This window comes from Paramuribaculum intestinale (assembly GCF_030759015.1).
Taxonomy (GTDB): Bacteria; Bacteroidota; Bacteroidia; order Bacteroidales; family Muribaculaceae; genus Paramuribaculum; species Paramuribaculum intestinale.
Genome location: NZ_CP098825.1, coordinates 2,418,492 through 2,444,874, shown reverse-complemented (window position 1 = coordinate 2,444,874; position 26,383 = coordinate 2,418,492). Strand labels below are relative to the sequence as shown.

Genomic DNA, 26,383 nt, shown 5'->3' with positions numbered 1-26,383 from the left:
CTTTCAGCAGGTCACGACAGTCCCTGCCAAACAATATAAACCGAAGAGATATGGAAAAACTGAGTTATACGAACGAAGACGACAAGTGCTACGGCGCCACCGGCATGGCCATAGGCATAGTGGTGTTTGACGGCGAGGACAAACTGGCCGGCGTGGGACTTGATGCCGATCCGGGCGATATGATGGAGATGCACAGCAGTTTTTATTTTTCAGGAAATCCCGGGCTCTCGGCCAAGTCGGCATGGGCGGAGATGCGTGAGAATTTCAGTCTTTCGGTGGCTATGATGATAAGCAATGTCATGTGCCGCCGCATGGTGCTCGACCGTACACTTGTGGCGCCGGAGGTGCGTCAGGGACTTCAGGACACTGTCGTGGAGGAGGGGCGTGATGCATGTTCGCTCGAGGAGGATGAGGTGAGGCGCATATTCGACAAGGAATATACGTATCTCTTCAGGGTTTTCAATCATCAGGGCGTGCACCGCGTGGCGCATGAGTTTGCCGACGCGCTCAAACGCCGGCGTCATCTTTCGCGTCTGGAGGTGCTGGAGGAACTTAGGGCTCTTTCGTCGCTGTGATGGAGGAGGTGACTTTCAAGTCTCGGGGATAATTCATGTTTTGACAATGGCCGCGGAGGGCTTAAACAGATATGAGCGACAGACTTAAGATATATTGTGTCAACATCAAGGAATATGTCGATATAGAGGGTGGCGAAACGCTGCTCGACGTGTATGGACGCATAGCGGGTCGTGTGGGCTTCACGCCGATATGCGCGAGGGTCAACTATAAGACCGAGGATCTGAGTTTCCCGGTATATGCTCCCAAGATGGTGGAGTATCTGCCTGTGGAGAGCGATTCGGGACACCGCACTTACATAAGATCTCTGTGCATGATGCTCTACAAGGCTGTCAACGACTGTCTGCCTGGTGCGCGGCTTCAGATAGTGCATTCGCTTGCGCGGGGCTATAACTGCCGTGTGACTGGCGGGGATGTGACTCTCGACGAGCGGACGGTGGAGCGTCTGAAGTCGTATATGAAAGATCTTGTGGGGCGCGACATCAGGTTTGAGCGTAAGGAGCGTCTGACGTCGGACGTCGCAGAGATTTTCCGCCGTCAGGGGATGGATGACAAGGTGCGCCTGCTTCAGACGCTTCATGACCTGTATACGGTGTATTACCGTCTGGACGGTCTGTGCGATTCGTACTACGGGCAGCTTGCTCCGTCGACCGGTATGCTCGGAGTGTTTGATCTGCAGCTTTACAAAGACGGGTTGCTGCTGCTCGGCCCTGATCCGGCCAATCCGTCGGAACCGCGCCGTCCGGTGAGTCAGGAGAAAATGTACAAAGCGTTCACCGATTACCTGCGCTTCAACTCCATCGTTGGCGTCAGCAACTGCGGCGAACTTAACGAAGCTGTGGCCAACGACCGGACGGCGATGCTGATCAATGTCAGCGAGGCGCTCCATAACAACCGCATAGCCACTCTGGCCGACGAGATATCGCGACGCTTCAACGAGGGGGGAGCCAGGATAGTGTTGATAGCGGGGCCTTCTTCGAGCGGCAAGACGACGTTCACGAAGCGTCTGGCCATACAGCTGATGACTTGTCTGCTGCAGCCGCAGATGATATCGCTCGACGATTATTTCGTGGATCGCGAGCATACGCCCCGCGACGAGTCGGGCGACTATGACTATGAGTCGATCTATGCGTTGGATATCAAACAGTTCAATGCTGATCTAAACCGTCTGCTTGCCGGCGAAGAGGTGGAGCTTCCGTATTATAACTTCTCGACCGGGATGCGTGAGTACCGCGGCAACAGGATAAAGCTTGGCGACCGCTCGATATTGCTCATAGAGGGTATTCATGGTCTGAACCCCGAACTCACGGCGAGTGTGGATCCGTCGATGAGATACCGCATATACGTGTCGGCGCTGACCACGATAGCCATCGATGACCACAACTGGGTGCCTACTACCGACAACCGTCTGCTGCGGCGGATCATCCGCGATCACAAATATCGGGGTGCTACGGCGGTGGACACCATCAGACGGTGGCCGAGCGTGAGGCGTGGCGAAGAGCGCTGGATATTCCCGTTTCAGGAGAATGCCGACGCGATGTTCAATTCGTCGCTGCTGTTTGAGCTTGGCGTGATCAAGGAGGAGGCCGACGGTGTGCTTGCCGGAGTGCCCCGCGACATACCGGAGTATGCCGAGGCTTTGCGGCTGAGGAGATTCCTGAGCTATTTTGCTCCGATCGGCAAGGAGTATGTGCCGTCGACGTCGCTGATACGCGAGTTCATAGGCGGCTCTTCGTTCACTTACTGAGGATCGCGTCCGCTCACTGAGGATCCGTGGCGTTGTCGGGATCGGTGTACCAGCGCGAGTACATCAGATAGTTGCGAGCTATCTTGATGTTGAGTTCGCGCGCCTGATCGGGGTCGACCATCTTGATGAATTTGGCGGGTGCTCCGCCCCAGAGCTCGTTGGGGCCGATCTGTGTGCGCGAGAGCACTACCGATCCGGCGGCTACGAGCGCCCCTTCGCCGACCACGGCGTCGTCCATCACCACGGCTCCCATGCCTATGAGCGCGAAGGGACGGATGTGGCATCCGTGAAGAGTGACGTTGTGTCCGATCGACACATCTTCGCCGATCTCTATGGTGGATTTCTGATAGAGTGTGTGGAGGACGGTGCCGTCCTGTATGTTGACGCGGTCGGCGATGCGAATGGAGTTGACATCGCCGCGTATGACGGTGTTGAACCATATCGAGCAGTCGCGTCCGATGACGACGTCGCCGATGATCGATGCGTTGGGTGCGACGAATGTTCCTTCGCCGATGCGGGGTGTGAATCCCCTGACAGGGATTATGGTTGCAGACATGTTTTGTCGATGTTTGGTGGGTTATACATGGGTGTGCGGTGCGGATCGTTGGGTCACAGTGGCATTGTGCGTTCGGTCAGCCATGCGTTTTCTTCAGGCGAGAGCAGCGGCGACAGCTCGCGTCGTACCTTGTCATGGTATTCGTTGACCCATTGGATCTCCTGGGGTGTCATGATAGAGAGGTCGAACAGCTTGCGGTCGAAGGGGAACAGTGTGAGCGTCTCAAATTTCAGGAAGCGGCCGAACTCGGTGGTCCTGGCCGGCACGGTCAGCACGAGGTTTTCGCAACGGATTCCATATTCTCCCTCGCGGTAGAGTCCCGGCTCGTCGGAGGTGATCATTCCCGGACGGAGCGGTGTGGGATTTTCGTTGAGGCGTATGCTCTGCGGTCCCTCGTGGACGTTGAGGAAGTGTCCGACGCCGTGTCCGGTGCCATGCAGGTAGGAGAGTCCGTGCTGCCATAGGAACTGGCGGGCAAGCGCGTCGAGCTGTGCTCCGCGTGTTCCTTCGGGATATACGGCTGCCGCGAGTGCGATATGTCCTTTCATGACGAGGGTGAAGTCGGTGCGCTGACGTTCGGTGGGTTGTCCGAGCGCTACGGTGCGTGTTATGTCGGTGGTGCCGTCGAGATAGTTGGCTCCTGAGTCGATGAGCAGCAGATTGTCGGTGCGGATGCGGGCGTCGGTGTCTGGTGTGGCCGAATAGTGGACTATCGCTCCGTGGGGGCCGTATCCTGCGATGGTGTCGAAACTCTGGTCGAAATAGAGCGGTTGCTGCGAACGGTAATGTGTGAGCAGGTCGGCAATGCCCATCTCGGTGAGGGGCCGCTGTGCGGCGACGTCGGCCTCGATATGCATGAATGCCTTGACGAGGGCGGCTCCGTCGCGGCGCATGGCCTGGCGGATGCCTTCGATCTGAGTTTCGTTTTTGCATCCTTTGAGGATGGCGACAGGCGAGTCGTGGCGCACTGTGCGGTTTTTGCCGAGTGCGCAGGCGACATCGCCGGCGGTCTGCGAGGGGCTGACGAGCACGCGCGCCGTGTCGGGGAGGGCGGCGAGGAACGGCAGTGTCCGGTCGTAGGGCTGCGTGGCTATTCCGCAACTGTCGAGGTGGGCGATGACTTCAGGTGTGAGCTTTCGGGGGTCGACAAACAGCGTGGAGTCTGTTTCGGAGAGGTAGAGGAAGGATATCGCCACGGGGTTTGACTCGACGTCGCGCGAGCGGATGTTGAGGGTCCATGCTATCTCGGCGAGATCGGAGATGAATATTGCGTTGGCTCCGCAGCGGAATGTTTCGGCGAGTATGGCAGCGATTTTCGACGAAGGCTCTTCTCCGGCGTATTTCACGTCGTGGACGAAGATCGGCGCATCGGGGAGGGCAGGGCGGCCGGTCCAAAGCTCGCCGGCCGCGTCGAAATCTGTGTCGAGTTTGATTCCGGCCTCACCGAGCCGGCTGCGGAGCGCCTCGGTGGCGTCGATGGAGAAGAGCATTCCGTGGATTCCGACGGTCTGTCCGTCGGTGAGCCTGGAGCATATCCATTCGGTGATGGCGGGCACTTCGGGCTTGCCTTCTTCCATGACTGCGATGCCGGTGCCGGAGAGCTGTGCGGCGGCCTGCAGCCAGTAGCGGGAGTCGGCCCATACGTAGGCTTCTGTCGGTGTGACTACGAGCGCTCCGGCCGATCCGGTGAATCCTGAGAGCCATCGTCGCACTTGCCAGTGGTCGGCTATGTATTCGCTCTGGTGTGGGTCGGTCTGGGGGAATATTGCTGCGTCGATGCCTTTGGATCGCATCAGGTCGCGGAGTTGCTTGATCATGGCTGTAGTGTTGTTTTTGATTAGTATGGGCGGTCATGCCCGCGCATGGTTGAGATGCAAATGTAGCGATTATTTCTGTGGCAGACAACAGATGAAGCTGGTAAGTGGTAGAAATATGTCTGACAATCAGGTGAAAATGCTGTTTTAGGATAAATTTTTGCAAAAAAAATGCCGGGATGTTTGGAGATATGGAAAATGGGTTGTAATTTTGCATCGCTTTTGAGCCGAATGCGCTAATGCGTCAGCAGCTCAATCCTTGCCTCTTTAGCTCAGTTGGCCAGAGCACGTGATTTGTAATCTCGGGGTCGTTGGTTCGAATCCGACAAGAGGCTCTTCTGAAAGACAGCGGGACGCCCGCGGCGGGGAAGGAGTTCTCCGTGATCCGGTGTTAAAACGTCGGACGGGTTGCAAAAGTTTGTTTTGAATTCAAGGGCGAATACCAGAGTGGCCAAATGGGGCAGACTGTAAATCTGCTGGTTTTTACCTTCGGTGGTTCGAATCCATCTTCGCCCACACCGGTCGGCCGGTTTTTGAGCAGCGGTTGCGCTGTCGAGATCCGGGGTGGCTGCAGAATGCGGAAGTAGCTCAGTTGATAGAGCATCAGCCTTCCAAGCTGAGGGTCGCGAGTTTGAGCCTCGTCTTCCGCTCCATTTTTGAAATGCCAATGTAGCTCAGGGGTAGAGCACTTCCTTGGTAAGGAAGAGGTCGCGGGTTCAAATCCCGCCATCGGCTCCAGAAAGACTCAGACGCTGCCCCGATGGTGCATCCACCGTCGCGGCGTTTGTGGCTAAAAGAGATAACAAACTAACAAAGAAAATAAAGCAGAGTTATGGCTAAAGAAAAATTCGAAAGAACGAAGCCGCATGTAAACATCGGCACGATCGGCCACGTGGACCACGGTAAGACCACGCTGACCGCCGCTATCACCACTGTACTGGCCAAGAACGGTCTTTCGGAGGTGAAGTCGTTCGACCAGATCGACAACGCTCCCGAGGAGAAGGAGCGCGGTATCACCATCAACACTTCGCACGTAGAGTATGAGACAGCCAACCGTCACTACGCTCACGTTGACTGCCCGGGACACGCTGACTATGTGAAGAACATGGTTACCGGTGCCGCTCAGATGGACGGCGCTATCATCGTGGTTGCCGCTACCGACGGCCCGATGCCCCAGACTCGCGAGCACATCCTTCTCGCCCGCCAGGTGAACGTTCCCCGTATCGTTGTGTTCCTGAACAAGTGCGATATGGTTGACGACGAAGAGATGTTCGAACTCGTGGAGATGGAGATGCGCGATCTGCTTTCTTCGTATGAATATGACGGTGACAACACCCCCATCATCCGTGGTTCGGCTCTCGGCGCTCTCAATGGCGAACCCCAGTGGGAGGCCAAGGTGATGGAGCTGATGGAAGCTGTCGACAACTGGATTCCCCTGCCTCCGCGTGACGTGGACAAACCCTTCCTGATGCCTGTCGAGGACGTGTTCTCGATCACCGGTCGTGGTACTGTTGCCACAGGCCGTATCGAAACCGGTATCGTGAAGGTTGGTGACGAGGTTCAGATCATGGGTCTGGGCGCTGACATGAAGTCGGTAGTCACCGGTGTGGAGATGTTCCGCAAGCTTCTCGATCAGGGCGAGGCCGGCGACAACGTAGGTCTGCTTCTCCGCGGTATCGACAAGAAGGATATCAAGCGTGGTATGGTAATCTGCCACCCGGGTGTCGTTAAGCCCCACAGCAAGTTCAAAGCTTCTGTATATATCCTGAAGAAGGAAGAGGGCGGTCGTCACACTCCGTTCCACAACCACTATCGTCCGCAGTTCTACATCCGCACACTCGACGTGACCGGTGAGATCACTCTTCCGGAGGGCGTAGAGATGGTGATGCCCGGCGACCACGTTGAGATCATCGTTGATCTCATCAACCCGGTAGCCTGCGACCAGGGTCTGCGTTTCGCCATCCGTGAGGGCGGCCGCACCGTAGGTTCGGGTCAGATCACCGAGATCCTCGACTAATATCCGGATTGTATCCAGATAAGATAAAAATCATAAAAGCGGCAGGCCGTCTACGAGGCCATGCTGAAGCAGAGCGCCTGCCGCTTTTACCTATACAGGACTAGCTCAGTCGGTAGAGCACCGGTCTCCAAAACCGGGTGTCGGGAGTTCGAGCCTCTCGTCCTGTGCCAAAAGAAAAATAATGAAAAAACTGAAACTACTTACGGATATCGAGGAGTCGTATACCGAGTTGCGGTATAAGACTTCTTGGCCGACCAAAGGTCAGCTGATCAAAAGCGCGATTATAGTAATGATTGCTTCCATCATAATCGCTTTTATAATCTGGTGCATGGATCAGGTGGTCGATAATCTGATGCATTTCATCTACAGTCTGGGTAAGTAAAAACAACATCTAACAAGGAGTCAATGGCTGAATCGAAGTCAAAGTCCGACGTTGCGAAGCGTCCTGTGCGAGCATGGTATGTGCTTCGTGCGATATCGGGCAAAGAAGCGAAAGTCAAGGAGGTGCTTGACGCGGCAATACGCAACACCGACCTTGGCAAATACGTTTTTCAGGTGCTGATTCCCACGGAGAAGGTTCTTACCGTGCGCAACGGCAAAAAGGTGATCAAGGAGAAAAACCTTTATGCCGGCTATGTGTTTGTAGAGGCAATCCTTGTGGGTGAGGTCATCCATGAGCTTCGCAATACGACCAACGTGATCGACTTCCTTAGCGTGAAGGATCGCGGAACGAACGTTCCGGAGCCTCTTCGCCAGAGCGAGGTGACGCGTATGCTGGGCACGCTCGACCAGATGGTGGACGAGACGGCCGACGGCGCTAACGATTATATCGTAGGCGAGTCGGTAAAGGTCAATTTCGGACCGTTCACCGGTTTTACCGGGGAGATCGAAGAGGTGGACCGCGAGCGAAAGAAGCTGAAGGTTATGGTCAAGATATTTGGCCGCAAGACTCCTTTGGAGCTGGAGAATTCGCAAGTAGAACGCGTGTGATCCTGCCGGGCCGGAAGATGCTGTTACGGGCATGTGTTCCGGTTTGTCTGTGATAAGTCACGCAAACCAAAAATCACCAATATCTAAAATTTCAGAATCAAAATGGCTAAAGAAATTGCTGGACAGATCAAATTGCAGATAAAGGGTGGAGCAGCCAATCCTTCACCCCCCGTCGGTCCCGCTCTGGGTTCGAAGGGCATAAACATCATGGAGTTTTGCAAGCAATTCAATGCCCGCACCCAGGACAAGGCCGGCAAGGTTCTGCCAGTAGTGATCACGTATTACTCTGACAAGAGCTTTGACTTCATTGTCAAGACGCCTCCGGTAGCGATACAGCTGCTGGAAGCCACCAAGATCAAGAGCGGCTCGGCTCAGCCCAACCGCAACAAGGTGGCTGAGGTGACCTGGGATCAGGTGAAGGCTATCGCAGAAGACAAGATGCCTGATTTGAACTGTTTCACCATTGAATCGGCAATGAAGATGGTTGCCGGCACTGCCAGAAGTATGGGTATCACCGTGAAAGGTGAGCAGCCCTGGAATAACTGATAAAAACTTCAATTGAACAATGAGTAAACTTACAAAAAACCAAAAGTTGGCTTTAGAGAAGATTGAAGCTGGAAAGTCTTATTCGCTGGCTGAGGCAGCCGAGAAGGTCAAGGAGGTGAACTACGCCAAGTTTGATGCTTCTCTGGACATCGACGTGCGTCTGGGTGTTGACCCCCGTAAGGCCAACCAGATGGTGCGCGGCGTTGTCACGCTTCCTCACGGAACCGGCAAGCAGGTGCGCGTACTGGTGCTCTGTTCCGCCGATGCCGAGGCCGGTGCCAAGGCAGCCGGAGCCGACTATGTGGGTCTTGACGAGTATATCGAGAAGATCAAGGGTGGCTGGACTGACATTGATGTGATCATCACTCAGCCTGCCATCATGGGTAAGATCGGTGCTCTGGGACGCATCCTTGGTCCGCGCGGCCTGATGCCCAACCCCAAGAGCGGCACTGTGACCATGGATGTGGCCAAGGCTGTCGAGGAGGTAAAGAAGGGCAAGATCGACTTCAAGGTAGACAAGAACGGTATCGTTCATTCCTCTATAGGCAAGATGAGCTTCACTGCAGAGCAGATGAAAGACAACGCCAAGGAGTTTATCAACACTCTGATCAAGCTGAAGCCCGCTGCCGCCAAAGGCACCTATATCAAGAGCATTTATCTTTCGAGCACGATGAGCCCGGGCATCAAGGTTGATACCAAGGGTCTCGACGACTAACCTCACAAAACAGGAAAGAAAATGAAAAAGGAAGATAAAATCAAGATCATAGAGCAGATAGAGGAGACGATCAAGGCTTATCCGAGCTTCTATCTGGTAGAGACAGCCGGACTCAACGCCGAGCGCACGAGCGAGCTTCGCCGTGCATGCTTCAAGGCGGGTGTGAAACTGATGGTGGTGAAGAACAAGCTTCTCCACAAGGCTCTCGAGAACCTCGAGGGTGACTACTCCGAGCTTTATCCCGCTCTGAAGGAGTCGACCTCTCTGATGTTCACCGAGGTGGCCAACGCTCCCGCCAAGCTTCTTAAAGACTTCGTCAAGAAGGACGATGTTCTTCCGAAGCTCAAGGGCGCATACGTAGAGGAGACTGTCTATATGGGTGCCGACCAGCTCGACACTCTGGCTACCATCAAGAGCAAGAACGAGCTCATCGCCGACGTTGTGGCTCTGCTGCAGTCGCCTGCGAAGAATGTCATCTCGGCCCTCACATCGGGTGGCTCGAAGCTCCATGGCATCCTCGAAACTCTCTCTCACAAAGAAGACTAAACACAACCAACCAATCCAGTAAAAACAAACAATTAAATCATAAACAAAATGGCAGATTTAAAAGCTTTTGCAGAACAACTTGTTAACCTCTCGGTAAAGGAAGTAAACGAACTTGCTCAGATCCTGAAGGAAGAGTACGGTATCGAACCCGCCGCTGCAGCTGTTGCCGTAGCCGCTGGTCCCGCCGCAGCCGGCCCCGCTGCTGAAGAGAAGACTTCGTTCGACGTAGTGCTGAAAAACGCCGGAGCCAACAAGCTCAATGTCGTGAAGGTAGTGAAAGGTGAGACCGGTCTTGGCCTGAAGGAGGCAAAAGAACTCGTAGACGGCGCTCCCAGCACTGTCAAGGAAGGTCTGGCCAAGGCTGAGGCCGAGGCTCTGAAGAAGGCTCTCGAAGAGGCCGGCGCCGAAGTGGAACTTAAATAAAATTGCCTGTCAATCAGGTACTCAGGTTAAGTATCGCCCTGTCGGGCGGATACTTAACCTTTTTGTGTTAATATTTCAGCAGGTATGGGTCGTGCACGGCCCGAATGGAAGATTCAACACATTGGCCGACAGCTGTGTAGTTGTCGGATGATATGGCCGGCTGCAGTCGGTCGGAAACAAGTTATCCTGCCTTATTTGAGTTACGTTAACGTATTTTATTAGATGTCAGTAACAACAAAAAAACCTCGCGTAAACTTCGCTTCGGTGAAGAACCCGTTGCCTTATCCTGACTTTCTGGAGGTGCAGCTGAAGTCGTTCCAGGACTTCCTGCAGCTTGACACTCCTCCCGAGAAGCGCAACAATGAGGGCCTGTACAAGGTCTTCGCGGAAAACTTCCCGATCGCGGACACCCGCAATAACTTCGTGCTCGAATTTCTCGACTACTATATCGACCCTCCCCGCTATACGATTGAGGAGTGTCTGGAGCGTGGTCTGACCTACAGCGTGCCTCTGAAGGCCAAGCTGAAGCTTTATTGTACAGACCCCGATCACGAGGATTTCGATACGGTGATCCAGGATGTGTATCTGGGTCCGATCCCGTATATGACGGAAAAGGGCACTTTTGTGATCAACGGTGCCGAGCGCGTGGTGGTGTCGCAGCTCCATCGTTCGCCGGGCGTATTCTTCGGCCAGAGCACTCATGCCAATGGTACGAAGCTCTACAGCGGCCGTATCATCCCGTTCCGCGGTTCGTGGATCGAGTTTGCGACTGACATCAACAATGTGATGTATGCCTATATCGACCGCAAGAAGAAATTGCCGGTGACTACGCTTCTGCGTGCCATCGGTCTGGAGAGCGATAAGGACATCATCGACATATTCGGTCTGGCCGAGGAGGTGAAGGTGACCAAGAGCGCCCTGCAGGCAGCCAAGGGACGTCGCCTCGCAGCCCGTGTGCTCCGTTCGTGGGTGGAGGATTTCTCCGATCCCGACACCGGTGAGGTGATGACGATGGAGCGCAACGAGGTGGTCGTGGACCGTGAGGAAACGCTTTCTGACGAAAACATAGAGCATATCCTCGAGTCGGGCATCAAGAGCATTCTGCTCCACCGCGAGGATGCCAACACCAACGAGTATTCGATCATACTCAACACCCTGCAGAAGGATCCCACCAACTCCGAGCGCGAGGCCATCCAGTATATCTACCGGCAGCTCCGCAGCGCCGAGGCACCTGACGACGCCAGCGCACGCGAGGTGATCACCAACCTTTTCTTCTCGGAGAAGCGCTATGATCTGGGTGAGGTGGGCCGCTACCGCATCAACAAGAAATTAGGGCTGACGACTCCTATGGACGTGAAAGTGCTCACGAAGGAGGATATCATAGCCATCATAAAATATCTCATCGAGCTGATCAACTCAAAGGCCGACGTGGATGATATCGACCATCTGTCGAACCGCCGCGTGCGTACGGTCGGCGAGCAGCTCTACAATCAGTTCGGCGTGGGTCTGGCCCGTATGGCCCGCACGATCCGCGAGCGCATGAACGTGCGTGACAACGAGGTGTTCACGCCGATCGATCTGATCAACGCCAAGACTATCTCGTCGGTGATCAACACTTTCTTCGGCACGAACGCTCTGTCGCAGTTCATGGACCAGACCAATCCTCTGGCCGAAATGACTCACAAGCGCCGTATGTCGGCTCTCGGTCCCGGCGGTCTGTCGCGTGAGCGCGCCGGCTTCGAGGTGCGCGACGTTCACTATACCCATTATGGCCGTCTGTGTCCGATCGAGACTCCTGAAGGACCCAACATCGGTCTGATCTCCTCGCTCTGCATCTATGCAAAGATCAATGATCTGGGCTTTATCGAGACTCCTTACCGCAAGGTGGAGAACTCTAAGGTGGAGCTCAACAACGACGAGATCGTCTATCTGACGGCCGAAGTGGAGGAGGGCAAGGTGATAGCGCAGGGCAATGCGCCGCTTAACGACGACGGCACTTTTGTGCGCGACCGTGTGAAGGCGCGTCTTGACGCCGACTTCCCCATCGTGCCTCCGACCGAGGTGGAACTGATGGACGTGTCGCCCACACAGATCGCTTCTATCGCTGCCGCTCTTATCCCCTTCCTGGAGCATGACGACGCCAACCGTGCGCTGATGGGATCGAACATGATGCGTCAGGCCGTGCCGCTGCTGCGCAGCGAGAGCCCGATCGTGGGCACCGGCCTGGAGGGTCAGCTGATCCGCGACTCGCGCACGCAGATCATGGCCGAGGGCGAGGGTACGATAGAGTTTGTCGACGCCACTGTGATCCGTATCCGCTACGACCGCACCGAGGAGGAGGAGTACGTGGCATTCGAAAGCGCCGTCAAGGAGTACCATATACCGAAGTTCCGCAAGACCAACCAGAATACCACCATCGACCTTCGTCCGATCTGCGAGAAGGGTCAGCGTGTGAGCAAGGGCATGATCCTCACCGAGGGTTATTCGACCGAAAACGGCGAGCTCGCTCTGGGACGCAACCTCAAGGTGGCATTCATGCCCTGGAAGGGTTATAACTATGAGGACGCCATCGTGCTCAACGAGCGCGTGGTAAAGGAGGATTTACTGACTTCGATCCATGTCGACGAGTTCTCGCTCGAAGTGCGCGAGACAAAGCGCGGTGTGGAGGAACTGACCTCGGATATTCCCAATGTCAGCGAGGATGCCACGAAGGATCTCGACGAGCGCGGTATCATCCGCGTGGGCGCGCATGTCGGCCCGGGCGACATCATGATCGGTAAGATCACACCCAAGGGCGAGAGCGATCCCACTCCCGAGGAGAAGCTGCTCCGCGCCATATTCGGTGAGAAGGCCGGCGATGTGAAGGATGCTTCGCTGAAGGCCACTCCGTCGCTGAAGGGTGTGGTGATCGGCACCAACCTGTTCAGCCGTGCCGCCAAGCAGCGTCGCACCAAGAGCGCCAACGCCCAGCTGCCCAAACTCGACGAAGAGTATGAGAGCAAGCAGACCGAGCTGAAGAATCTGCTTGTGAGCAAGCTCATGAAGCTTACCGACGGCAAGTCCTCGCAGGGTGTGAAGGATTTCCTCGGCTCTGAAATCATAACGAAGGGCGACAAGTTCACAGCTGCCCGTCTGCGCGACATAGACTACGATACGATCAATCTGAGCAAATGGACAGCCGATGCCCACAGCAACGACCTGATCCGCTCTACGATCGTCAACTATCTGCGCAAGTCGAAGGAGATCGACGCTGAGTTGCGCCGCAAGAAATTCGACATCTCGATCGGCGACGAGCTACCTTCGGGCATCATGCAGATGGCCAAGGTGTATGTGGCCAAGAAGCGTAAGATCAGCGTCGGCGACAAGATGGCCGGCCGCCACGGCAACAAGGGTATCGTCAGCCGCATCGTGCGTCAGGAGGATATGCCCTTCCTGGCCGACGGCACTCCGGTCGACATAGTGCTCAACCCTCTGGGTGTGCCTTCGCGAATGAACCTCGGACAGATCTTCGAGACCGTGCTCGGATGGGCAGGCCGCGAGCTGGGCGAGAAGTTTGCCACTCCGATCTTCGACGGCGCCGATCTCGACGACCTCAACGCCTGGACCGACAAGGCAGGCGTGCCGCGCTACGGTAAGAGCTACCTCTACGACGGCGGCACTGGCGAGCGTTTCGACCAGCCGGCCACCGTGGGTGTGATCTACATGCTCAAGCTCGGCCACATGGTCGAGGACAAGATGCATGCGCGCAGCATCGGTCCGTACTCGCTGATCACGCAGCAGCCTCTGGGCGGTAAGGCCCAGTTCGGCGGCCAGCGTTTCGGAGAGATGGAGGTGTGGGCGCTGGAAGCTTTCGGCGCATCGCACATCCTTCAGGAGATACTGACTATAAAGAGCGACGATGTCACCGGCCGTTCGAAGGCCTACGAGGCGATAGTCAAGGGCGATCCTATGCCGCCGGCCGGCATCCCCGAATCGCTCAACGTGCTGCTCCACGAGCTGCGCGGCCTCGGACTGAGCATCAATCTCGAGCAGTAAGCATTAATCCCAACGACTCTCATCCAAAATCAATATAATGGCTTTTAGAAAAGACAACAAGATAAAGACCGTTTTCTCGAAGATATCCATCGGACTCGCTTCGCCCGAGGAGATACTCGAGAAATCGAGCGGCGAGGTGCTGAAACCGGAGACCATCAACTACCGCACCTACAAGCCCGAGCGCGACGGCCTCTTCTGCGAGCGCATTTTCGGTCCGGTGAAGGACTATGAGTGCCATTGCGGCAAGTACAAGCGCATCCGTTACAAGGGCATCGTGTGCGACCGCTGCGGTGTGGAAGTGACCGAGAAGAAAGTGCGCCGCGAGCGCATGGGTCACATCAAGCTGGTGGTGCCGGTGGCTCACATCTGGTATTTCCGCTCTCTGCCCAACAAGATAGGCTATCTGCTTGGTCTGCCCTCGAAGAAACTCGACTCGGTGATCTATTACGAGCGCTACGTGGTGATCCAGCCCGGAGCTGCCGCCGACATCGAGAAGAGCGAGAGCGCCGAGAGCATCAAGAAGCCCGAGCCCCTAAAGCAGCTCGATCTGCTGAGCGAGGAGGAGTATTTCGACATCCTCGACAAGCTCCCGCGCGAGAACCAGATGCTCGACGACAGCGATCCCAACAAGTTCATCGCAAGGATGGGCGCCGAGGCCATCTATGATCTGCTGCAGCGCATCGACCTCGACGCGCTGGCCGACTCGCTCCGCGACCAGGCTCACCGCGAGGGTTCGCAGCAGCGCAAGACCGAGGCTCTCAAGCGCCTCCAGATCGTTGAATCGTTCCGTGCCAGCCGCCACCGCAACAAGCCCGAGTGGATGATACTTCAGGCCGTGCCTGTGATCCCGCCCGAGCTGCGTCCGCTGGTGCCTCTCGACGGCGGCCGTTTCGCCACGTCGGATCTCAACGACCTCTATCGCCGCGTGATCATCCGCAACAACCGTCTGAAGCGCCTGATCGAGATCAAGGCGCCCGAGGTGATACTCCGCAACGAGAAGCGCATGCTTCAGGAGGCAGTCGATTCTCTGCTCGACAACAGCCGCAAGTCGTCGGCCGTCAAGACCGATGCCAACCGTCCGCTCAAGTCGCTTTCCGACAGCCTTAAGGGCAAGCAGGGCCGCTTCCGTCAGAACCTTCTGGGTAAGCGTGTCGACTATTCGGCCCGTTCGGTGATCGTCGTCGGTCCTGAGCTGAAGATGCACGAGTGCGGCATACCCAAGAATATGGCAGCCGAGCTTTACAAGCCTTTCGTGATCCGCAAGCTCATAGAGCGCGGCATCGTAAAGACTGTCAAGAGCGCCAAGAAGATCGTCGACCGCAAGGAGCCGGTCGTATGGGATATCCTCGAATATGTGATGAAGGGTCATCCGGTGCTTCTCAACCGTGCCCCGACACTTCACCGACTCGGTATCCAGGCTTTCCAGCCCAAGATGATCGAGGGCAAGGCCATACAGCTTCATCCGCTGGCATGTACGGCGTTCAACGCCGACTTCGACGGCGACCAGATGGCTGTCCATCTCCCGCTGGGCAACGAGGCCGTTCTTGAGGCTCAGATGCTGATGCTCGGCTCACACAACATCCTCAACCCCGCCAACGGAGCGCCTATCACCGTGCCGTCGCAGGACATGGTGCTCGGTCTGTATTACATCACCAAGCTCCGCAAGGGCGACAAGGGCGAGGGTCTGAAATTCTACGGACCTGAGGAGGCTCAGATAGCCTACAACGAGGGTCGTGTGACGCTCCACGCTCCGGTTTCGGTAGTGGTGGACGACATCGACGAGGAGGGCAATCCGATACAGCATCTTGTGGAGAACACTTCGGTGGGCCGCGTGCTTGTCAACCAGTTTGTGCCCCGCGAGATCGGTTATGTCAACGAGATACTTTCGAAGAAGAGCCTGCGCACTATCATCAGCAAGGTGATCAAGAAGTGCGGTATTCCGCGTTCGGCGCAGTTCCTCGACGATATCAAAAACCTCGGTTACTATATGGCCTTCAGAGGCGGCCTGTCGTTCAACCTCGGTGATGTTATCATCCCGAAGGAGAAGGAGGAGTACGTCAACGAGGGTTACCAGCAGGTGCAGGAGGTGATGAACAACTACTCCATGGGCTTCATCACCAACAATGAGCGCTACAACCAGATCATCGATATATGGACGCATGTCAACGCCCGCCTCGCCGACACTCTGATGAAGCAGATCTCGGCCGACCAGCAGGGCTTCAACCCCGTCTACATGATGCTTGACTCCGGCGCCCGTGGATCGAAGGACCAGATCCGTCAGCTTTCAGGCATGCGTGGCCTTATGGCCAAGCCGCAGAAGAGCGGTGCCGAGGGCGGTCAGATCATCGAGAACCCGATTCTGGCCAACTTCAAGGAGGGTCTGTCGGTGCTGGAGTACTTCATCTCCACCCACGGTGCCCGAAAGGGTCTGGCCGACACGGCTCTGAAGACCGCCGACGCCGGTTATCTGACCCGTCGTCTGGTTGATGTGGCTCACGACGTGATCATCCACGAGGAGGACTGCGGCACTCTCCGCGGCCTCGTATGCACCGAGATCAAGAAAAACGATGAAGTGGTGGTGTCGCTCGGCGAGCGCATCCTCGGCCGTGTTTCGGTCCATGACATCGTGGATCCGAAGACCGGCGAGATCATCGTTGCCGCCGGCGAGGAGATCAACGACGTTGCCGCCGACCGTATCAACGAGTCGCCGATCGAGTCGGTTGAGATCCGCTCGGTGCTCACCTGTGAGTCGAAGAAGGGTGTCTGCGCCAAGTGCTACGGCCGCAATCTCGCTACCAACCGCCTGGTGCAGAAGGGCGAGGCCGTGGGCGTTATCGCCGCACAGTCGATCGGCGAGCCGGGCACACAGCTGACTCTGCGTACGTTCCACGTCGGCGGTGTGGCCAGCAATATCGCTGCCGTGTCGTCGGTGACCTCGCGCTACGAGGGCGTGCTTGAGATTGATGAGCTGCGCACCGTCACCACCGACGAGAAGGATGCCAACGGCCGGCCGGTGGAAGTGGTGATCGGACGTATGGCCGAGATGCGCATCATGGATCCGAACACGAAGATGATGCTCACCAATGCCAACATACCTTACGGTTCGAAGCTTTATTTCGGCAACGGCGACAAGGTGAAGAAGGGCGACGTGATATGCGAATGGGACCCCTTCAACGCCGTTATCGTCAGCGAGGCCGGCGGTGCGGTACGCTACGACAACCTTATCGAGAATGTGACCTACCGCACCGAGAGCGACGAGCAGACCGGTCTGCAGGAGAAGATCATCATCGAGTCGAAGGACCGCACCAAGGTGGCCGAGGCCAAGATCGTCGACGCCAAGGGCGAGATCATCAAGAGCTACTCGCTGCCTGTGGGCGCTCATCTTATGCTCGACGACGGCGCAGAGCTTAAGCCCGGCCAGATATTCGTCAAGATACCCCGCGCCACCGGCAATGCCGGCGACATCACGGGCGGTCTGCCCCGTGTCACCGAGCTGTTCGAGGCCCGCAACCCGTCCAACCCGGCCATCGTGTCCGAGATCGACGGCGAGGTGACCTACGGCAAGATGAAGCGAGGCAACCGCGAGATCATCGTCACATCGCGTCTGGGCGAGGAGAAGAAATACAATGTGCCTCTGTCGAAGCAGCTCCTCGTGCAGGAGAACGACTTCGTGAAGGCCGGCACTCCGCTCTCCGACGGCGCTATCACCCCCTCGGATATCCTCAATATCATGGGCCCGACGGCCGTGCAGGAGTATATCGTCAACGAGGTGCAGGACGTCTACCGTATGCAGGGTGTGAAGATCAACGACAAGCACTTCGAGGTGATCGTGCGCCAGATGATGCGCAAGGTCAACATACTCGATCCGGGCGACACCAACTTCCTGGAGCAGCAGATCGTCGACAAGCGCGCCTTCATGGAGGAGAACGACCGTATCTGGGGCAAGAAGGTAGTGGTGGATCCGGGCGACAGCCTCAATGTGCGCAAAGGTCAGATCATCACCGCCCGCAAGCTCCGCGACGAAAACTCGCCGCTGAAGCAGAAGGACCTCAAGCTCATCGTGGTGCGCGACGCCGTTCCGGCCACTTCGGAGCAGATACTTCAGGGTATCACCCGCGCCGCTCTCCAGACTTCGAGTTTCATATCGGCCGCATCGTTCCAGGAAACCACGAAGGTGCTCAACGAGGCCGCCATCAACGGCAAGGTCGACACTCTCGAGGGCATGAAGGAGAACGTCATCTGCGGTCATCTGATTCCTGCCGGTACCGGCCTCAAGGAGTATGAACGCCTTGTGGTGGCATCGAAGGACGATATCACCGAAACCATCGATGAGATGAAATAAATCGCCTGTGGTGTGCCGGAGCGGATCCTTCGCCGGACCCGCTCCGGCAGCGCCCCTCCGAAGCCCGTGTGACGGACGTTGTTACCGGCGTTCGTGATTATGATACAAAGCCCCTGCGTCCATGATGCGACGCAGGGGCTTGCTTTCTATGGGTAAAGCCCGGTGGGATTGAGGTCAGAATGTGATGGACGCGCCGATTTCGAGACGGCGGAGGGATGCGTCGATGATCCAGTTGCCCCGTCCGAGGCATCCGGGTGCTTCGGCCTTGTAGGAGCGCTCCGAGTGGTTGAAGCCAATGAAAAGATAGCGCAGTTTGAGATCTACCGGACTATTGGCGATGCGATAGGCTATACACGGTGTAAATCCGACCTCTGTCATGTCGGTATGCTTATATGGATATGTATTATTATATCCGTTGATAAGGTATCCGTTTGAATCGTAGGTATTAAATGTGGCGTGAGCTTCGGTGATGAGGCGAAGTCCTGAAGCAAATCTCATGAAGCTCTATTCTCCATATATGCCGACCCCGACATACTCGTTGTAATCTTTGAATTTTTCATATCTGAAAAATGCACCGGCCTCCCAGTCAGCGTTGAATTTATATCCGATACGCGGCGAAGCTACCAGACCATAGTGGTTGTCGCTGTGATGATTGAAAGAGCGATGGCTGTGGCTGACTCCGAACAGTGCCGATACGGTGATTCCTCGGTCGTCGCTGAAGTCGATGGCTTGGCTCTGGTATATAGCACAAAAAGCGGCCATGATTGTAATAATAAGTCTTTTCATGGAGAAAGTGTGAATTAGATGGGTTATTTACGATGTTTATATTGTCGACCGGATGGTAAGTATATTCTGATAGTTATTGGATTGGGTTTTGCGCAAAGTTGTAGAATTTAATTCTGAAAATCAAGGTTTAATATTGTTAAATAAGATTAATAACAGTAAGGCGTGTTATGATATTCACAACATATTAGCTGAATGGGTAATACGCCCGTTGGACGTTGTGCGGCGTCGGGATCGGATGCGCGTAGCGAAGGGTAATGGTGACTATGCAGCGGGATGATGGTGGTGTGGGATAGTCAGAGGGAGTGATAGAGGTCGAGGACGGCGGCGGCGATGCGATCCCAGTCGTAGTCGGCGAGGTTGTAGGTGCGGCGTGCATGGCGCGCGGTCTTGTCGAGAATAAGTGCGGTCAGGGCGGCGGCGTCGCCGGGAGGAAAAAAGTCGGCGGGAGCAAGCTGCGGCAGGCGGCACGATTCGATGTCGCTCACAGCTACGTCGAGGCTGTGGCTCATGGCTTCGAGGAGTGCTATGGGGAGTCCTTCGTGGAGCGATGGCATTACAAACAGGGCTGCATCGGCCAGCAGGGCGTTGATGTGTGATCGGTCGACGGCTCCTGTCATCACCACTCCGGATTCGGCTGCGAGCCGTGTGAGTGCCGCCGAGTAGGCTGTCGGATGGTCGGCTCCTCCGGCCACTACGATGCGCAGGCCGGCTTCGCGCAGTGCGGGGGCTGTTTCTATAAGTGTGTGGAGGCCTTTTTCGGGCACGAGGCGTCCGACGGCCACGACGTAGCGGCGCGGCTTTAGTCCGAGCGACGAGATCCATTGCGGGTCGGATGCTCCGGCGTCGGGAGGGTTGACTCCGTTGGGTATTGTGAGGAGTCTCCGGTGAGAGCCGTAGCGTGAGGTCAGTGACTCTGTGATAGGCCCGGAGATGGATATGACGGCGTTGCTTGTCAGCATTGCCGCGCGCTCTCCGAGGCGCAGTGCGAGGCGTGCGATGCGTCCCCATTTAGCGCGGTTGTAGTCGTGGCCGTGGAGTGTGGTGACCACTTTCATGCCGAGCAGACGTGCGATGGGCGCCATGAGAGCCGGTCCGCAGGCGTGGAGGTGGATTATGTCGGCTCCGGCCATTCGTGCCTTTACGACGGCCAGAAATGTGTGTATGATAGTTTCGGTCGACTGCCGTCTGGGGGAGTAGAGTGTGTCGAGCCTCACGCCACGGTAGGCGGTGCCGGCATCGGGCGACATATACGGACGGCGGCACATCACAGTCACATCGACTCCCCGGGCGGCTATCCGCGTATAAAGCTCGCGGCAGTGGGTCTCGACGCCTCCCTGTATGCCGGGAAATCCGCGTGTGCCTGCTACTGCGATCTTCATGTGGTGGAGATAGCTATGATGAGGTGCTTCGGATCAAAGCCTTCGAGCTGTCGTATCAGGTGTCGGCGGCCGGTGGTGTTCCGGCCTACGATGAGGAGCAGCGCAGCGCCGTCGGCGTCGGCAAGGGTGTGCAGTTCGTCGAAGTGTCCGGGATCGGGCACTTCGACGAACAGATAGTGTCCGGCCGACGTCGCGGCTTTTGCCCGCGAGTCGAATGCCGGCGACAGTAGGGTGTCGTTGTCGGTGACGTCGTTGATGATGTCGGCTGTCATTCCGGCGCGCTGCATGGCGTCGGTGATGGCCGTGATCGCTTCGCCGGGGGCGTCGATCAGGGCTGTATAGATGGTCAGCGGAGTGCGTCCGGCGGTGATGAGGGAGCGGAGTGTGCGCGCTCCGTCGCGGGGTTTGGTGAGGTCGATGACGGATGTGCGCTCTTCAAGTCCGCATCGCCTGAGGTCGAACGGGTCGGCGAGGCGGTCGCGGCATCGCAGGGTGAGCGACACTCCGGCGCCGATGAATCCGAGCATTGCCACAAGTGCGAGCGCGGTAACTGTCAGTGGTCGTCTGGCCGAAGGCTTGAGGGCTGTTATGGCCGGGTCGATGATGAAGCCGGTGGTGTTCTCCGAGTGGTATTGCAGCAGGGCGTTCTCGCGTTTCTGCAGCAGGAATGTGTAGAGTTCGTTCTTGATGTTGTTGTCGCGGAATATCTCCATGAACTCGCGCTCGTACGAGGGGAGTGCGTGGAGGTGGGAGTCGAGCGCTCCGGTGGCGCCCTTGCGGCGGTCTTCGGCCATTCGTGCTCCTTCGAGGAGCTGTGTGAAGGATGAGATGATACTCGTGCGCAGCTGGTCGATGCGCTGTTCGGCGGCGATAAGGGCGGTGTTGCCGGGCTTGGCTGAGCGCAGCAGTTCCTGTCGGAGCATCACCTGCTCGTTGTAGGCAGTTATGAAGGCGTTGGGTCCGCTCTCGGAGCCTGCGCTCGCCGACGATCCGGGGATGACTACTGCCGGAAGGAGTCCGGTGTGTCCTTGCCGGAGTGTGTTGAGTATCTGTTCGAAGTAAGCTATCTCTGCTGTGGTCTTGAGTGTCTCTTCGTGGGAGTCGAGGCTTTTCTCAAGAAGAATGGGGGCTTCGTTGCCGATGCTGATGAAGTTGGCCTTGGTCTTGAATTGTTCCACTCGCTTTTCGCTTTCGGTCAGTTCGGAGAAGATGTCGGCTATACGTTCGTCGAGAAAGCGTATCTCGGCCTCGGCGATCAGGTGTGTGCGTTCAAGTCGCTTGATATTGTACTGTCGCATGACCTCGTCGAGTATGGCGCGCCCGCGGTCGCGTCCCACGTCGGTGATAGTGAGGCTTATGGCGTCGGACATCTTGTCGGCTATTTCGATAATCACCTTTTTGTAGAGCATGGCGGATGCTTCCGGCGTGCCTGTGAGGGCTGCAACAAACCGGCGTGAGTCGGTCGATGCGGTGTCGAGCGATGGCCCCGGGGCGATGGTGACATCTCCGAGCGGTGTGGGGATGCTGACGGGCAGCTTCGCGTCAGAAACCTGGGCGGAGTATTTTCCGGCTTTGAGCGATGCGGAAACCTTGCCGTCAGGGTGCAGGGTGATCTCGGCCTTGACCGGGACGGTGAGTGTGTCGAGAACGCTCCGTGCCATGCCGACGAGCAGTGGAGGCTCGGCAAACAGCAGGAGTTTGCGCAGTCCGTGGCGTTCGGAAAGCTCCGTGTTGAGGTTGAGCGCCGTGACGGTGCGCCGCATCACGTCCATGGTGTTGACGAGCATTATCTCGTTGTCGACGCTTGTGGTGGAGGCGCCTCCGATGGAGAATGTGCGCATCATCTGTGCCATGGGGTTGGCTGTCTGCGCTGGTTCGGACGAGCTGTCCTCTATGAGCATAGTGGCTGTGGATTCGTAGCGCGGCTGGGTGATGCAGCAGAATGCCGTGGCCATGGCCGCTATGAGGGCGCATCCGCCAAGATAGATCCATCTGTGGGAGCGTATGGCGCGCGCTATGCGTCGCAGGTCGATTTCGTTCTTGTCAGTGGTGGTGTTGGTTGCCATTGTCGGTTGGGGAGGATATGATTGACTTTATGACTGATTTCCTGAGGTGTGCGATCCGTAGGTGGCGGGAGTCGCGGAGCAGATGATGCCGAGGAGCATCATGCTTACTACTCCGGGTGGCTGTACGAGGGTGGTGCTGGCTATGCTTTCGATCAGCATAAACAGTATGATGATCCATGCGATGGCGAAAAGCGCCTTGCCTTGTGCCAGTGTGCGTCGGATGCGTCGCAGCTTTGCGGCTACGTATATCCAGAAGGCAATGAATAGCGCCACGCCGGCGAGTCCCAGCTGTGCGAGCGAGGGGTAGTAGGCGTCGCAGATGAAGTCGGGTTGCGCGGGCGTGAGTCCGTAGACGTGGTTGAGACCATATTCATAGTAGACCTTCGAGTAGTGGATCTCGCCCGATGCATGGGAGGCGAACGATGCGAGTCCGCTGCCGAAGGGGATGCGCGAGATCATGATCAGGAGGGCTGCGGCATAGAGTGCGGGGCGTGCGAGGTTTTCGATCCCTCCGCCACCGCCTCGGAGGTCGTAGCCGAGGTCGATGAAGTAGAAGCGGAATTTATTCCATCCGACTGCCGCCACCAGTCCGCCGACCACAATGGCTGTCAGTAGCTGTCGGCTCGGTCTTATCGGTCGTCGGATTCGCATGTAGACGAGGATGAAGTATAAGCTCACCACGCATGTGCCGAAGAATTTGGCTCGGCCGGAGGGGAGTCCGAGGGCGAGGAGCATGAATGCCATGGCTTTGTCGGTGGCCGATATGCTTCCGTCGGGACGGATGGAGCAGAGCAGCCACACGGCGAAGCTGATCACGGCGGTGATGCCCACTATGCTGATATGCATGATCAGGAGCTGTACGGTCTGGTTGCTGAAGGCCGATATGGCGGCTGCGGTGATCGCGTTGACCACGGCTATAGCGCGGAGTATCCGGCGGTCGGCGTCGGTGAACCGCGGCCCGACTGCCACGAATACGGCGAAAGCTATGTAGGGTTTGAGTTGTATGAGGTAGTCGACGGCGATGGCGTAGGGGGTGTTGTAGCTGACGGCTGTGATCGAATAGGCGGCATAGAGGGCCATGATGCCCGTCATTACCCACAGCAGGCTGTAGCGGCACCATGCGCTGTTGACGGCTGAGTCGGTCAGTGCCAGGGCTATGAGGGCTATGACAGTAAGCTCATCGACAGGCTTGACCAGCTGCGTGGATGGGAGCAGCAGAGCCAAGGCGAGGATGAGTATCCATGTGCATATTCGGTCGGTTTTGAGCACTTTGTCGAAAGGTGGTAGGGTGAGGTCGGTAGTGTAGTGTTTCGGTGGCGTCTGTTGACGGTCAGTGGACGGCGAGGGCTATCACCAGCGATGCGATGACCGATATGGCTCCCACTACGGTGGAGATCACCGATAGCTTGAAGGCACTGTGCTGGTTGTATCGTGAGTTGGCCTGACGTATTTCGTTGGGTTCGACGATTATCACGTCGTTCTGTTTCAGATAGTAGTAGGGCGAGGCTGTGATGGCCGGATCACGAAGGTCGAGCCGGACATATCGGGCGCTGTCGGCCTCTTCGCGTATGATGGTTACATTGTCGCGGCGTCCGTACTCGGTCATGTCGCCGGCGGCGGCGAGTGCGTCGAATATCGAGAAGCGCTGCGATGGCACATGTATGCGGTGGGGGTTGCGCACCTCGCCCATGACATTGACGTGGAAGTTGGTGATAAGCACTCTGACGTTGGGATCCTTGACATGCTGTCCGATCCGCTCTATGAGCATGTCGCGGAGCTGCGACGTGGTCATCCCGGCTGCGTGGATGGTGCCGAGTTTCGGGAATTCGATGTTGCCTTCTCTGTCGACGAAGTATGACTGCTGCTGGCTGTCGGTGATGAGGTTGCCGACTCCGGTGGAGAATGAGGCGTTGCTGTTGGGGAGGTTATACTCCGATGTCGCGGCCGGTATGGCAGAGGTGACGATGATCTGGAGTTCGTCCTCGGGCTGTATGGTCACTTTGTAATCGGATTTTGACAGTGTGCCCTGGCGAGAGTCGCCGAGCTGTTCCATGTAGGTGAGATGGCTGGAGTGGCGTCCGGTGCGGCATGAGGCCATGGTCAGTACTATGGCTGTGATGAGCGCGATGCGTGTGATAATGGATCGGTTGTTCATTTGTCGGTCGTGATGGCGCGGTGGCGCCTGATTCTCTGTTTGAGATAACGTCGAAGGTGTTCCGATATTGTGGAATGGCGGCTGAGGGGGTGATAAAAAAGATCCGGCCACCTTTCTATCAAGGGAGCCGGATCCTTCGGCATCATGCTGAGATGATGCCAGATGTTGTCTTAGGTTGAATTATATCTGTTGTATTGTTGTCATGTCTTTCTGACCTTAGGCGCCTTGGCGGACGGCTGTCGGTCAGATCGACGGGAGCTGTTCTCAAGCCTTTTTGGCCGCGGGTTTGCGCCCGGGTTTCTTTTTGGCGGGAGCCGGCTTTTCGGCAGTCTCGGTCTGCTTCTGGCGGAGGAGATGTTCCTCGTTGTAGTGTTCAAGGTTCTGCCGCATGGAGCTGACTTCCTTGTTGAGCTGTTCTATCTCGCGCTCCTGGTTGCGTATGGTGGTCAGGAGTGAGTTGAGCTCTTCGTTGTCGATGGTGAGGGGGTACTGTTCCTCGACCCTGACGATGAAGTCGGCCAGCACGTTCATGTAGTTGGTGAACGCCTGGAAGGGTGTGTCGTAGGGCGAGAAGTGGGAGTGGACGGCTCCGTCGGCAAAATGCTTTGTGGCCATGTAGAAGAAATGGTCGGATGCCTGGAGGTAGTTCCAGTCCTGTTTGAGGCGGCGGTCGTCGCAGAGTCTGACGCGTTCGGCCACGGAGTATAGCTTGTCGAACGCTTCCTGCTGGAGCTTGTTGCCGAGCCATGCCGATGTGTCGCGTGCCTCGTCGGCCCACGATATGGGGTGCATCACCGACAGTTCGCCCACGGCCTTGAGCTTCTGCACGGCTTCGGAGGGTGTCCAGAAGTCGATGCCGCGCTCTCTGGCGAAGCGCGGGAGCGCTTCGAGGAACTGGAATATGCCTGTGTCACGGCTCTGCATCTCGCCGAAGGTCTCGAGGTTCATGAACAGGTTGATGATCTGCTCGTCGGCGGGTGTGGATGCGATCCAGTCGATGTATTTGTCGGCTGTGAGGGGATATGCGTCCCATTCGGGGTTGGAGAAGCGGAACGAGATGTCGTCGCTCAGCTTGGAGTTTTTCAGCAGGAGCTTGAGCTTTGGCTGAGTGGCCGCGGCGTAGACGTAGTTGGGGCTCTTCCATCCGAGTATGTGCTTTGCGCCCTCGGTGATCACTCCCTTGTAGCCCATGGAGTAGATGTGCGGAGCCATTTCGTCGCAGTAGATCAGCTCGGTGTTGCGGAGCACTTTGGGCTTCACGCCGAAGAGCTGCTCTATCTTGTCGTCGTGGGCCTTGACCTGTGCGGCGAATTCCTCGGGGTCGGCAAGCGACGAGAGGGAGTGGGCGTAGGTTTCGGCGAGGAACTCGCACTTGCCGGTCTCGGCGAGGCGTTTGAGCAGGTCGATGAATTCAGGCACGTAGTGCTCAAACTGCTCGAGGGCGGTTCCGGTGACGGAGATGGCGCAGCGGAACGCTCCCTTGCTCTCGTCGATCATCCTGAGGAGGCTTTCGGCGGCCGGTATGTAGGAGTTGCGCGCTATGCGGCTGACTATGTCGTCGTTGGCGAAATCGTCGTAGTAGTAGTGGTCGTTGCCTATATCGAAGAAGCGGTAGCGCTTGAGGCGAAACGGCTGGTGAATCTGGAAATAGAAACAGATCGCTTTCATGATTGATTATGGTGAAGTTTTTTGT

At 56.8% G+C, this 26,383-nt stretch carries 20 protein-coding genes and 5 tRNA genes; 16 read left to right on the top strand and 9 right to left on the bottom strand.

The genetic code is table 11. The annotated features are described in order from the left end of the window. Positions 1-50 precede the first annotated feature (50 nt). Positions 51-575 carry a hypothetical protein gene (locus NF347_RS10980; RefSeq protein ID WP_107035011.1) on the top strand — a complete coding sequence of 175 codons (525 nt, stop codon included), beginning with the start codon at positions 51-53 and terminating at the stop codon, positions 573-575. A 71-nt stretch (positions 576-646) separates the two neighbouring features. After that, on the top strand, positions 647-2,320 hold the full coding sequence (locus NF347_RS10975) for a nucleoside kinase (protein ID WP_107035012.1): 1,674 nt from the start codon (positions 647-649) through the stop codon (positions 2,318-2,320). A 13-nt stretch (positions 2,321-2,333) separates the two neighbouring features. Here the strand turns inward: NF347_RS10975 and NF347_RS10970 are convergent, their stop codons facing one another. After that, complete coding sequence (locus NF347_RS10970) at positions 2,334-2,876, bottom strand: gamma carbonic anhydrase family protein (protein ID WP_107035013.1); 543 nt, start codon at positions 2,874-2,876, stop codon at positions 2,334-2,336. A 53-nt stretch (positions 2,877-2,929) separates the two neighbouring features. Then, positions 2,930-4,693, bottom strand: a complete 1,764-nt coding sequence (locus tag NF347_RS10965) for an aminopeptidase P family protein (protein ID WP_107035014.1) — start codon at positions 4,691-4,693, stop codon at positions 2,930-2,932. 258 nt (positions 4,694-4,951) lie between these two features. On the opposite strand from NF347_RS10965, the gene NF347_RS10960 reads away from it, so the two are divergent. The 14 genes from NF347_RS10960 (at position 4,952) to rpoC (ending at position 18,304) form a co-directional block, all read left to right on the top strand. Then, positions 4,952-5,025 (top strand) — tRNA-Thr (locus NF347_RS10960). Positions 5,026-5,123: 98 nt separating this feature from the next. Further along, a tRNA-Tyr gene (locus tag NF347_RS10955) sits at positions 5,124-5,206 on the top strand. A 61-nt stretch (positions 5,207-5,267) separates the two neighbouring features. After that, positions 5,268-5,343: transfer RNA gene (locus tag NF347_RS10950), tRNA-Gly, on the top strand. Between the two features lie 10 nt (positions 5,344-5,353). Continuing rightward, positions 5,354-5,428, top strand: a tRNA-Thr gene (locus tag NF347_RS10945). 94 nt (positions 5,429-5,522) lie between these two features. Next, the gene (tuf, locus tag NF347_RS10940) at positions 5,523-6,707 is read left to right on the top strand and encodes an elongation factor Tu (RefSeq protein WP_107035015.1); all 1,185 of its coding nucleotides are present in this window, start codon (positions 5,523-5,525) and stop codon (positions 6,705-6,707) included. Positions 6,708-6,801: 94 nt separating this feature from the next. Further along, a tRNA-Trp gene (locus tag NF347_RS10935) sits at positions 6,802-6,877 on the top strand. 11 nt (positions 6,878-6,888) lie between these two features. Then, positions 6,889-7,089, top strand: a complete 201-nt coding sequence (gene secE, locus NF347_RS10930; protein WP_107035016.1) for a preprotein translocase subunit SecE — start codon at positions 6,889-6,891, stop codon at positions 7,087-7,089. Positions 7,090-7,112: 23 nt separating this feature from the next. After that, the gene (nusG, locus tag NF347_RS10925; protein ID WP_107035017.1) at positions 7,113-7,697 is read left to right on the top strand and encodes a transcription termination/antitermination protein NusG; all 585 of its coding nucleotides are present in this window, start codon (positions 7,113-7,115) and stop codon (positions 7,695-7,697) included. Positions 7,698-7,799: 102 nt separating this feature from the next. Beyond that, a complete protein-coding gene (rplK, locus tag NF347_RS10920) occupies positions 7,800-8,243 on the top strand; it encodes a 50S ribosomal protein L11 (protein WP_107035018.1) in 444 nt (147 codons plus the stop codon). 19 nt (positions 8,244-8,262) lie between these two features. Further along, complete coding sequence (gene rplA, locus NF347_RS10915; protein WP_107035019.1) at positions 8,263-8,958, top strand: 50S ribosomal protein L1; 696 nt, start codon at positions 8,263-8,265, stop codon at positions 8,956-8,958. A gap of 21 nt (positions 8,959-8,979) precedes the next feature. Then, positions 8,980-9,504, top strand: a complete 525-nt coding sequence (rplJ, locus tag NF347_RS10910) for a 50S ribosomal protein L10 (RefSeq protein WP_107035020.1) — start codon at positions 8,980-8,982, stop codon at positions 9,502-9,504. Positions 9,505-9,552: 48 nt separating this feature from the next. Continuing rightward, positions 9,553-9,927 (top strand): 50S ribosomal protein L7/L12, encoded by a 375-nt coding sequence (gene rplL, locus NF347_RS10905; RefSeq protein WP_107035021.1) that lies wholly within the window; start codon positions 9,553-9,555, stop codon positions 9,925-9,927. A gap of 222 nt (positions 9,928-10,149) precedes the next feature. Then, positions 10,150-13,962: a DNA-directed RNA polymerase subunit beta gene (gene rpoB, locus NF347_RS10900; RefSeq protein WP_107681342.1), complete on the top strand. Its 3,813-nt coding sequence runs from the start codon at positions 10,150-10,152 to the stop codon at positions 13,960-13,962. Positions 13,963-13,999: 37 nt separating this feature from the next. Further along, entirely contained in the window at positions 14,000-18,304 is a 4,305-nt protein-coding gene (rpoC, locus tag NF347_RS10895; RefSeq protein WP_107681343.1) for a DNA-directed RNA polymerase subunit beta', read from the top strand. A 174-nt stretch (positions 18,305-18,478) separates the two neighbouring features. Here rpoC and NF347_RS10890 read toward each other — a convergent pair whose 3' ends face one another. From NF347_RS10890 to NF347_RS10860, 7 genes are all read right to left on the bottom strand, one after another. Next, positions 18,479-18,802 carry a hypothetical protein gene (locus NF347_RS10890; protein WP_107035023.1) on the bottom strand — a complete coding sequence of 108 codons (324 nt, stop codon included), beginning with the start codon at positions 18,800-18,802 and terminating at the stop codon, positions 18,479-18,481. 6 nt (positions 18,803-18,808) lie between these two features. After that, a complete protein-coding gene (locus NF347_RS10885) occupies positions 18,809-19,090 on the bottom strand; it encodes a hypothetical protein (RefSeq protein ID WP_133165421.1) in 282 nt (93 codons plus the stop codon). Between the two features lie 293 nt (positions 19,091-19,383). Beyond that, positions 19,384-20,469 carry a glycosyltransferase family 4 protein gene (locus tag NF347_RS10880; RefSeq protein WP_107681344.1) on the bottom strand — a complete coding sequence of 362 codons (1,086 nt, stop codon included), beginning with the start codon at positions 20,467-20,469 and terminating at the stop codon, positions 19,384-19,386. Next, positions 20,466-22,535, bottom strand: coding sequence for a GumC family protein (locus NF347_RS10875; RefSeq protein WP_107035026.1), 2,070 nt, complete (start codon positions 22,533-22,535; stop codon positions 20,466-20,468). The genes NF347_RS10880 and NF347_RS10875 overlap by 4 nt, the downstream gene beginning before the upstream one ends. 27 nt (positions 22,536-22,562) lie before the next feature. Continuing rightward, positions 22,563-23,804: a hypothetical protein gene (locus NF347_RS10870; RefSeq protein WP_107035027.1), complete on the bottom strand. Its 1,242-nt coding sequence runs from the start codon at positions 23,802-23,804 to the stop codon at positions 22,563-22,565. A gap of 61 nt (positions 23,805-23,865) precedes the next feature. Continuing rightward, on the bottom strand, positions 23,866-24,690 hold the full coding sequence (locus tag NF347_RS10865) for a polysaccharide biosynthesis/export family protein (protein ID WP_107035028.1): 825 nt from the start codon (positions 24,688-24,690) through the stop codon (positions 23,866-23,868). A gap of 264 nt (positions 24,691-24,954) precedes the next feature. Continuing rightward, positions 24,955-26,358, bottom strand: a complete 1,404-nt coding sequence (locus NF347_RS10860; protein ID WP_107035029.1) for a glycoside hydrolase family 57 protein — start codon at positions 26,356-26,358, stop codon at positions 24,955-24,957. Positions 26,359-26,383 lie beyond the last annotated feature (25 nt).

Coding starts and splice junctions, on each gene's coding strand:
- tuf (WP_107035015.1), top strand. CDS start 5,523: ATGGCTAAAGAAAAATTCGAAAGAACGAAGCCGCATGTAAACATCGGC.
- nusG (WP_107035017.1), top strand. CDS start 7,113: ATGGCTGAATCGAAGTCAAAGTCCGACGTTGCGAAGCGTCCTGTGCGA.
- rpoC (WP_107681343.1), top strand. CDS start 14,000: ATGGCTTTTAGAAAAGACAACAAGATAAAGACCGTTTTCTCGAAGATA.
- NF347_RS10890 (WP_107035023.1), bottom strand. CDS start 18,802: ATGAGATTTGCTTCAGGACTTCGCCTCATCACCGAAGCTCACGCCACA.
- NF347_RS10860 (WP_107035029.1), bottom strand. CDS start 26,358: ATGAAAGCGATCTGTTTCTATTTCCAGATTCACCAGCCGTTTCGCCTC.
- NF347_RS10975 (WP_107035012.1), top strand. CDS start 647: ATGAGCGACAGACTTAAGATATATTGTGTCAACATCAAGGAATATGTC.
- NF347_RS10885 (WP_133165421.1), bottom strand. CDS start 19,090: ATGAAAAGACTTATTATTACAATCATGGCCGCTTTTTGTGCTATATAC.
- rplL (WP_107035021.1), top strand. CDS start 9,553: ATGGCAGATTTAAAAGCTTTTGCAGAACAACTTGTTAACCTCTCGGTA.
- rplJ (WP_107035020.1), top strand. CDS start 8,980: ATGAAAAAGGAAGATAAAATCAAGATCATAGAGCAGATAGAGGAGACG.
- rplK (WP_107035018.1), top strand. CDS start 7,800: ATGGCTAAAGAAATTGCTGGACAGATCAAATTGCAGATAAAGGGTGGA.
- NF347_RS10865 (WP_107035028.1), bottom strand. CDS start 24,690: ATGAACAACCGATCCATTATCACACGCATCGCGCTCATCACAGCCATA.
- NF347_RS10970 (WP_107035013.1), bottom strand. CDS start 2,876: ATGTCTGCAACCATAATCCCTGTCAGGGGATTCACACCCCGCATCGGC.
- NF347_RS10965 (WP_107035014.1), bottom strand. CDS start 4,693: ATGATCAAGCAACTCCGCGACCTGATGCGATCCAAAGGCATCGACGCA.
- NF347_RS10980 (WP_107035011.1), top strand. CDS start 51: ATGGAAAAACTGAGTTATACGAACGAAGACGACAAGTGCTACGGCGCC.
- rplA (WP_107035019.1), top strand. CDS start 8,263: ATGAGTAAACTTACAAAAAACCAAAAGTTGGCTTTAGAGAAGATTGAA.
- secE (WP_107035016.1), top strand. CDS start 6,889: ATGAAAAAACTGAAACTACTTACGGATATCGAGGAGTCGTATACCGAG.
- NF347_RS10880 (WP_107681344.1), bottom strand. CDS start 20,469: ATGAAGATCGCAGTAGCAGGCACACGCGGATTTCCCGGCATACAGGGA.
- rpoB (WP_107681342.1), top strand. CDS start 10,150: ATGTCAGTAACAACAAAAAAACCTCGCGTAAACTTCGCTTCGGTGAAG.
- NF347_RS10875 (WP_107035026.1), bottom strand. CDS start 22,535: ATGGCAACCAACACCACCACTGACAAGAACGAAATCGACCTGCGACGC.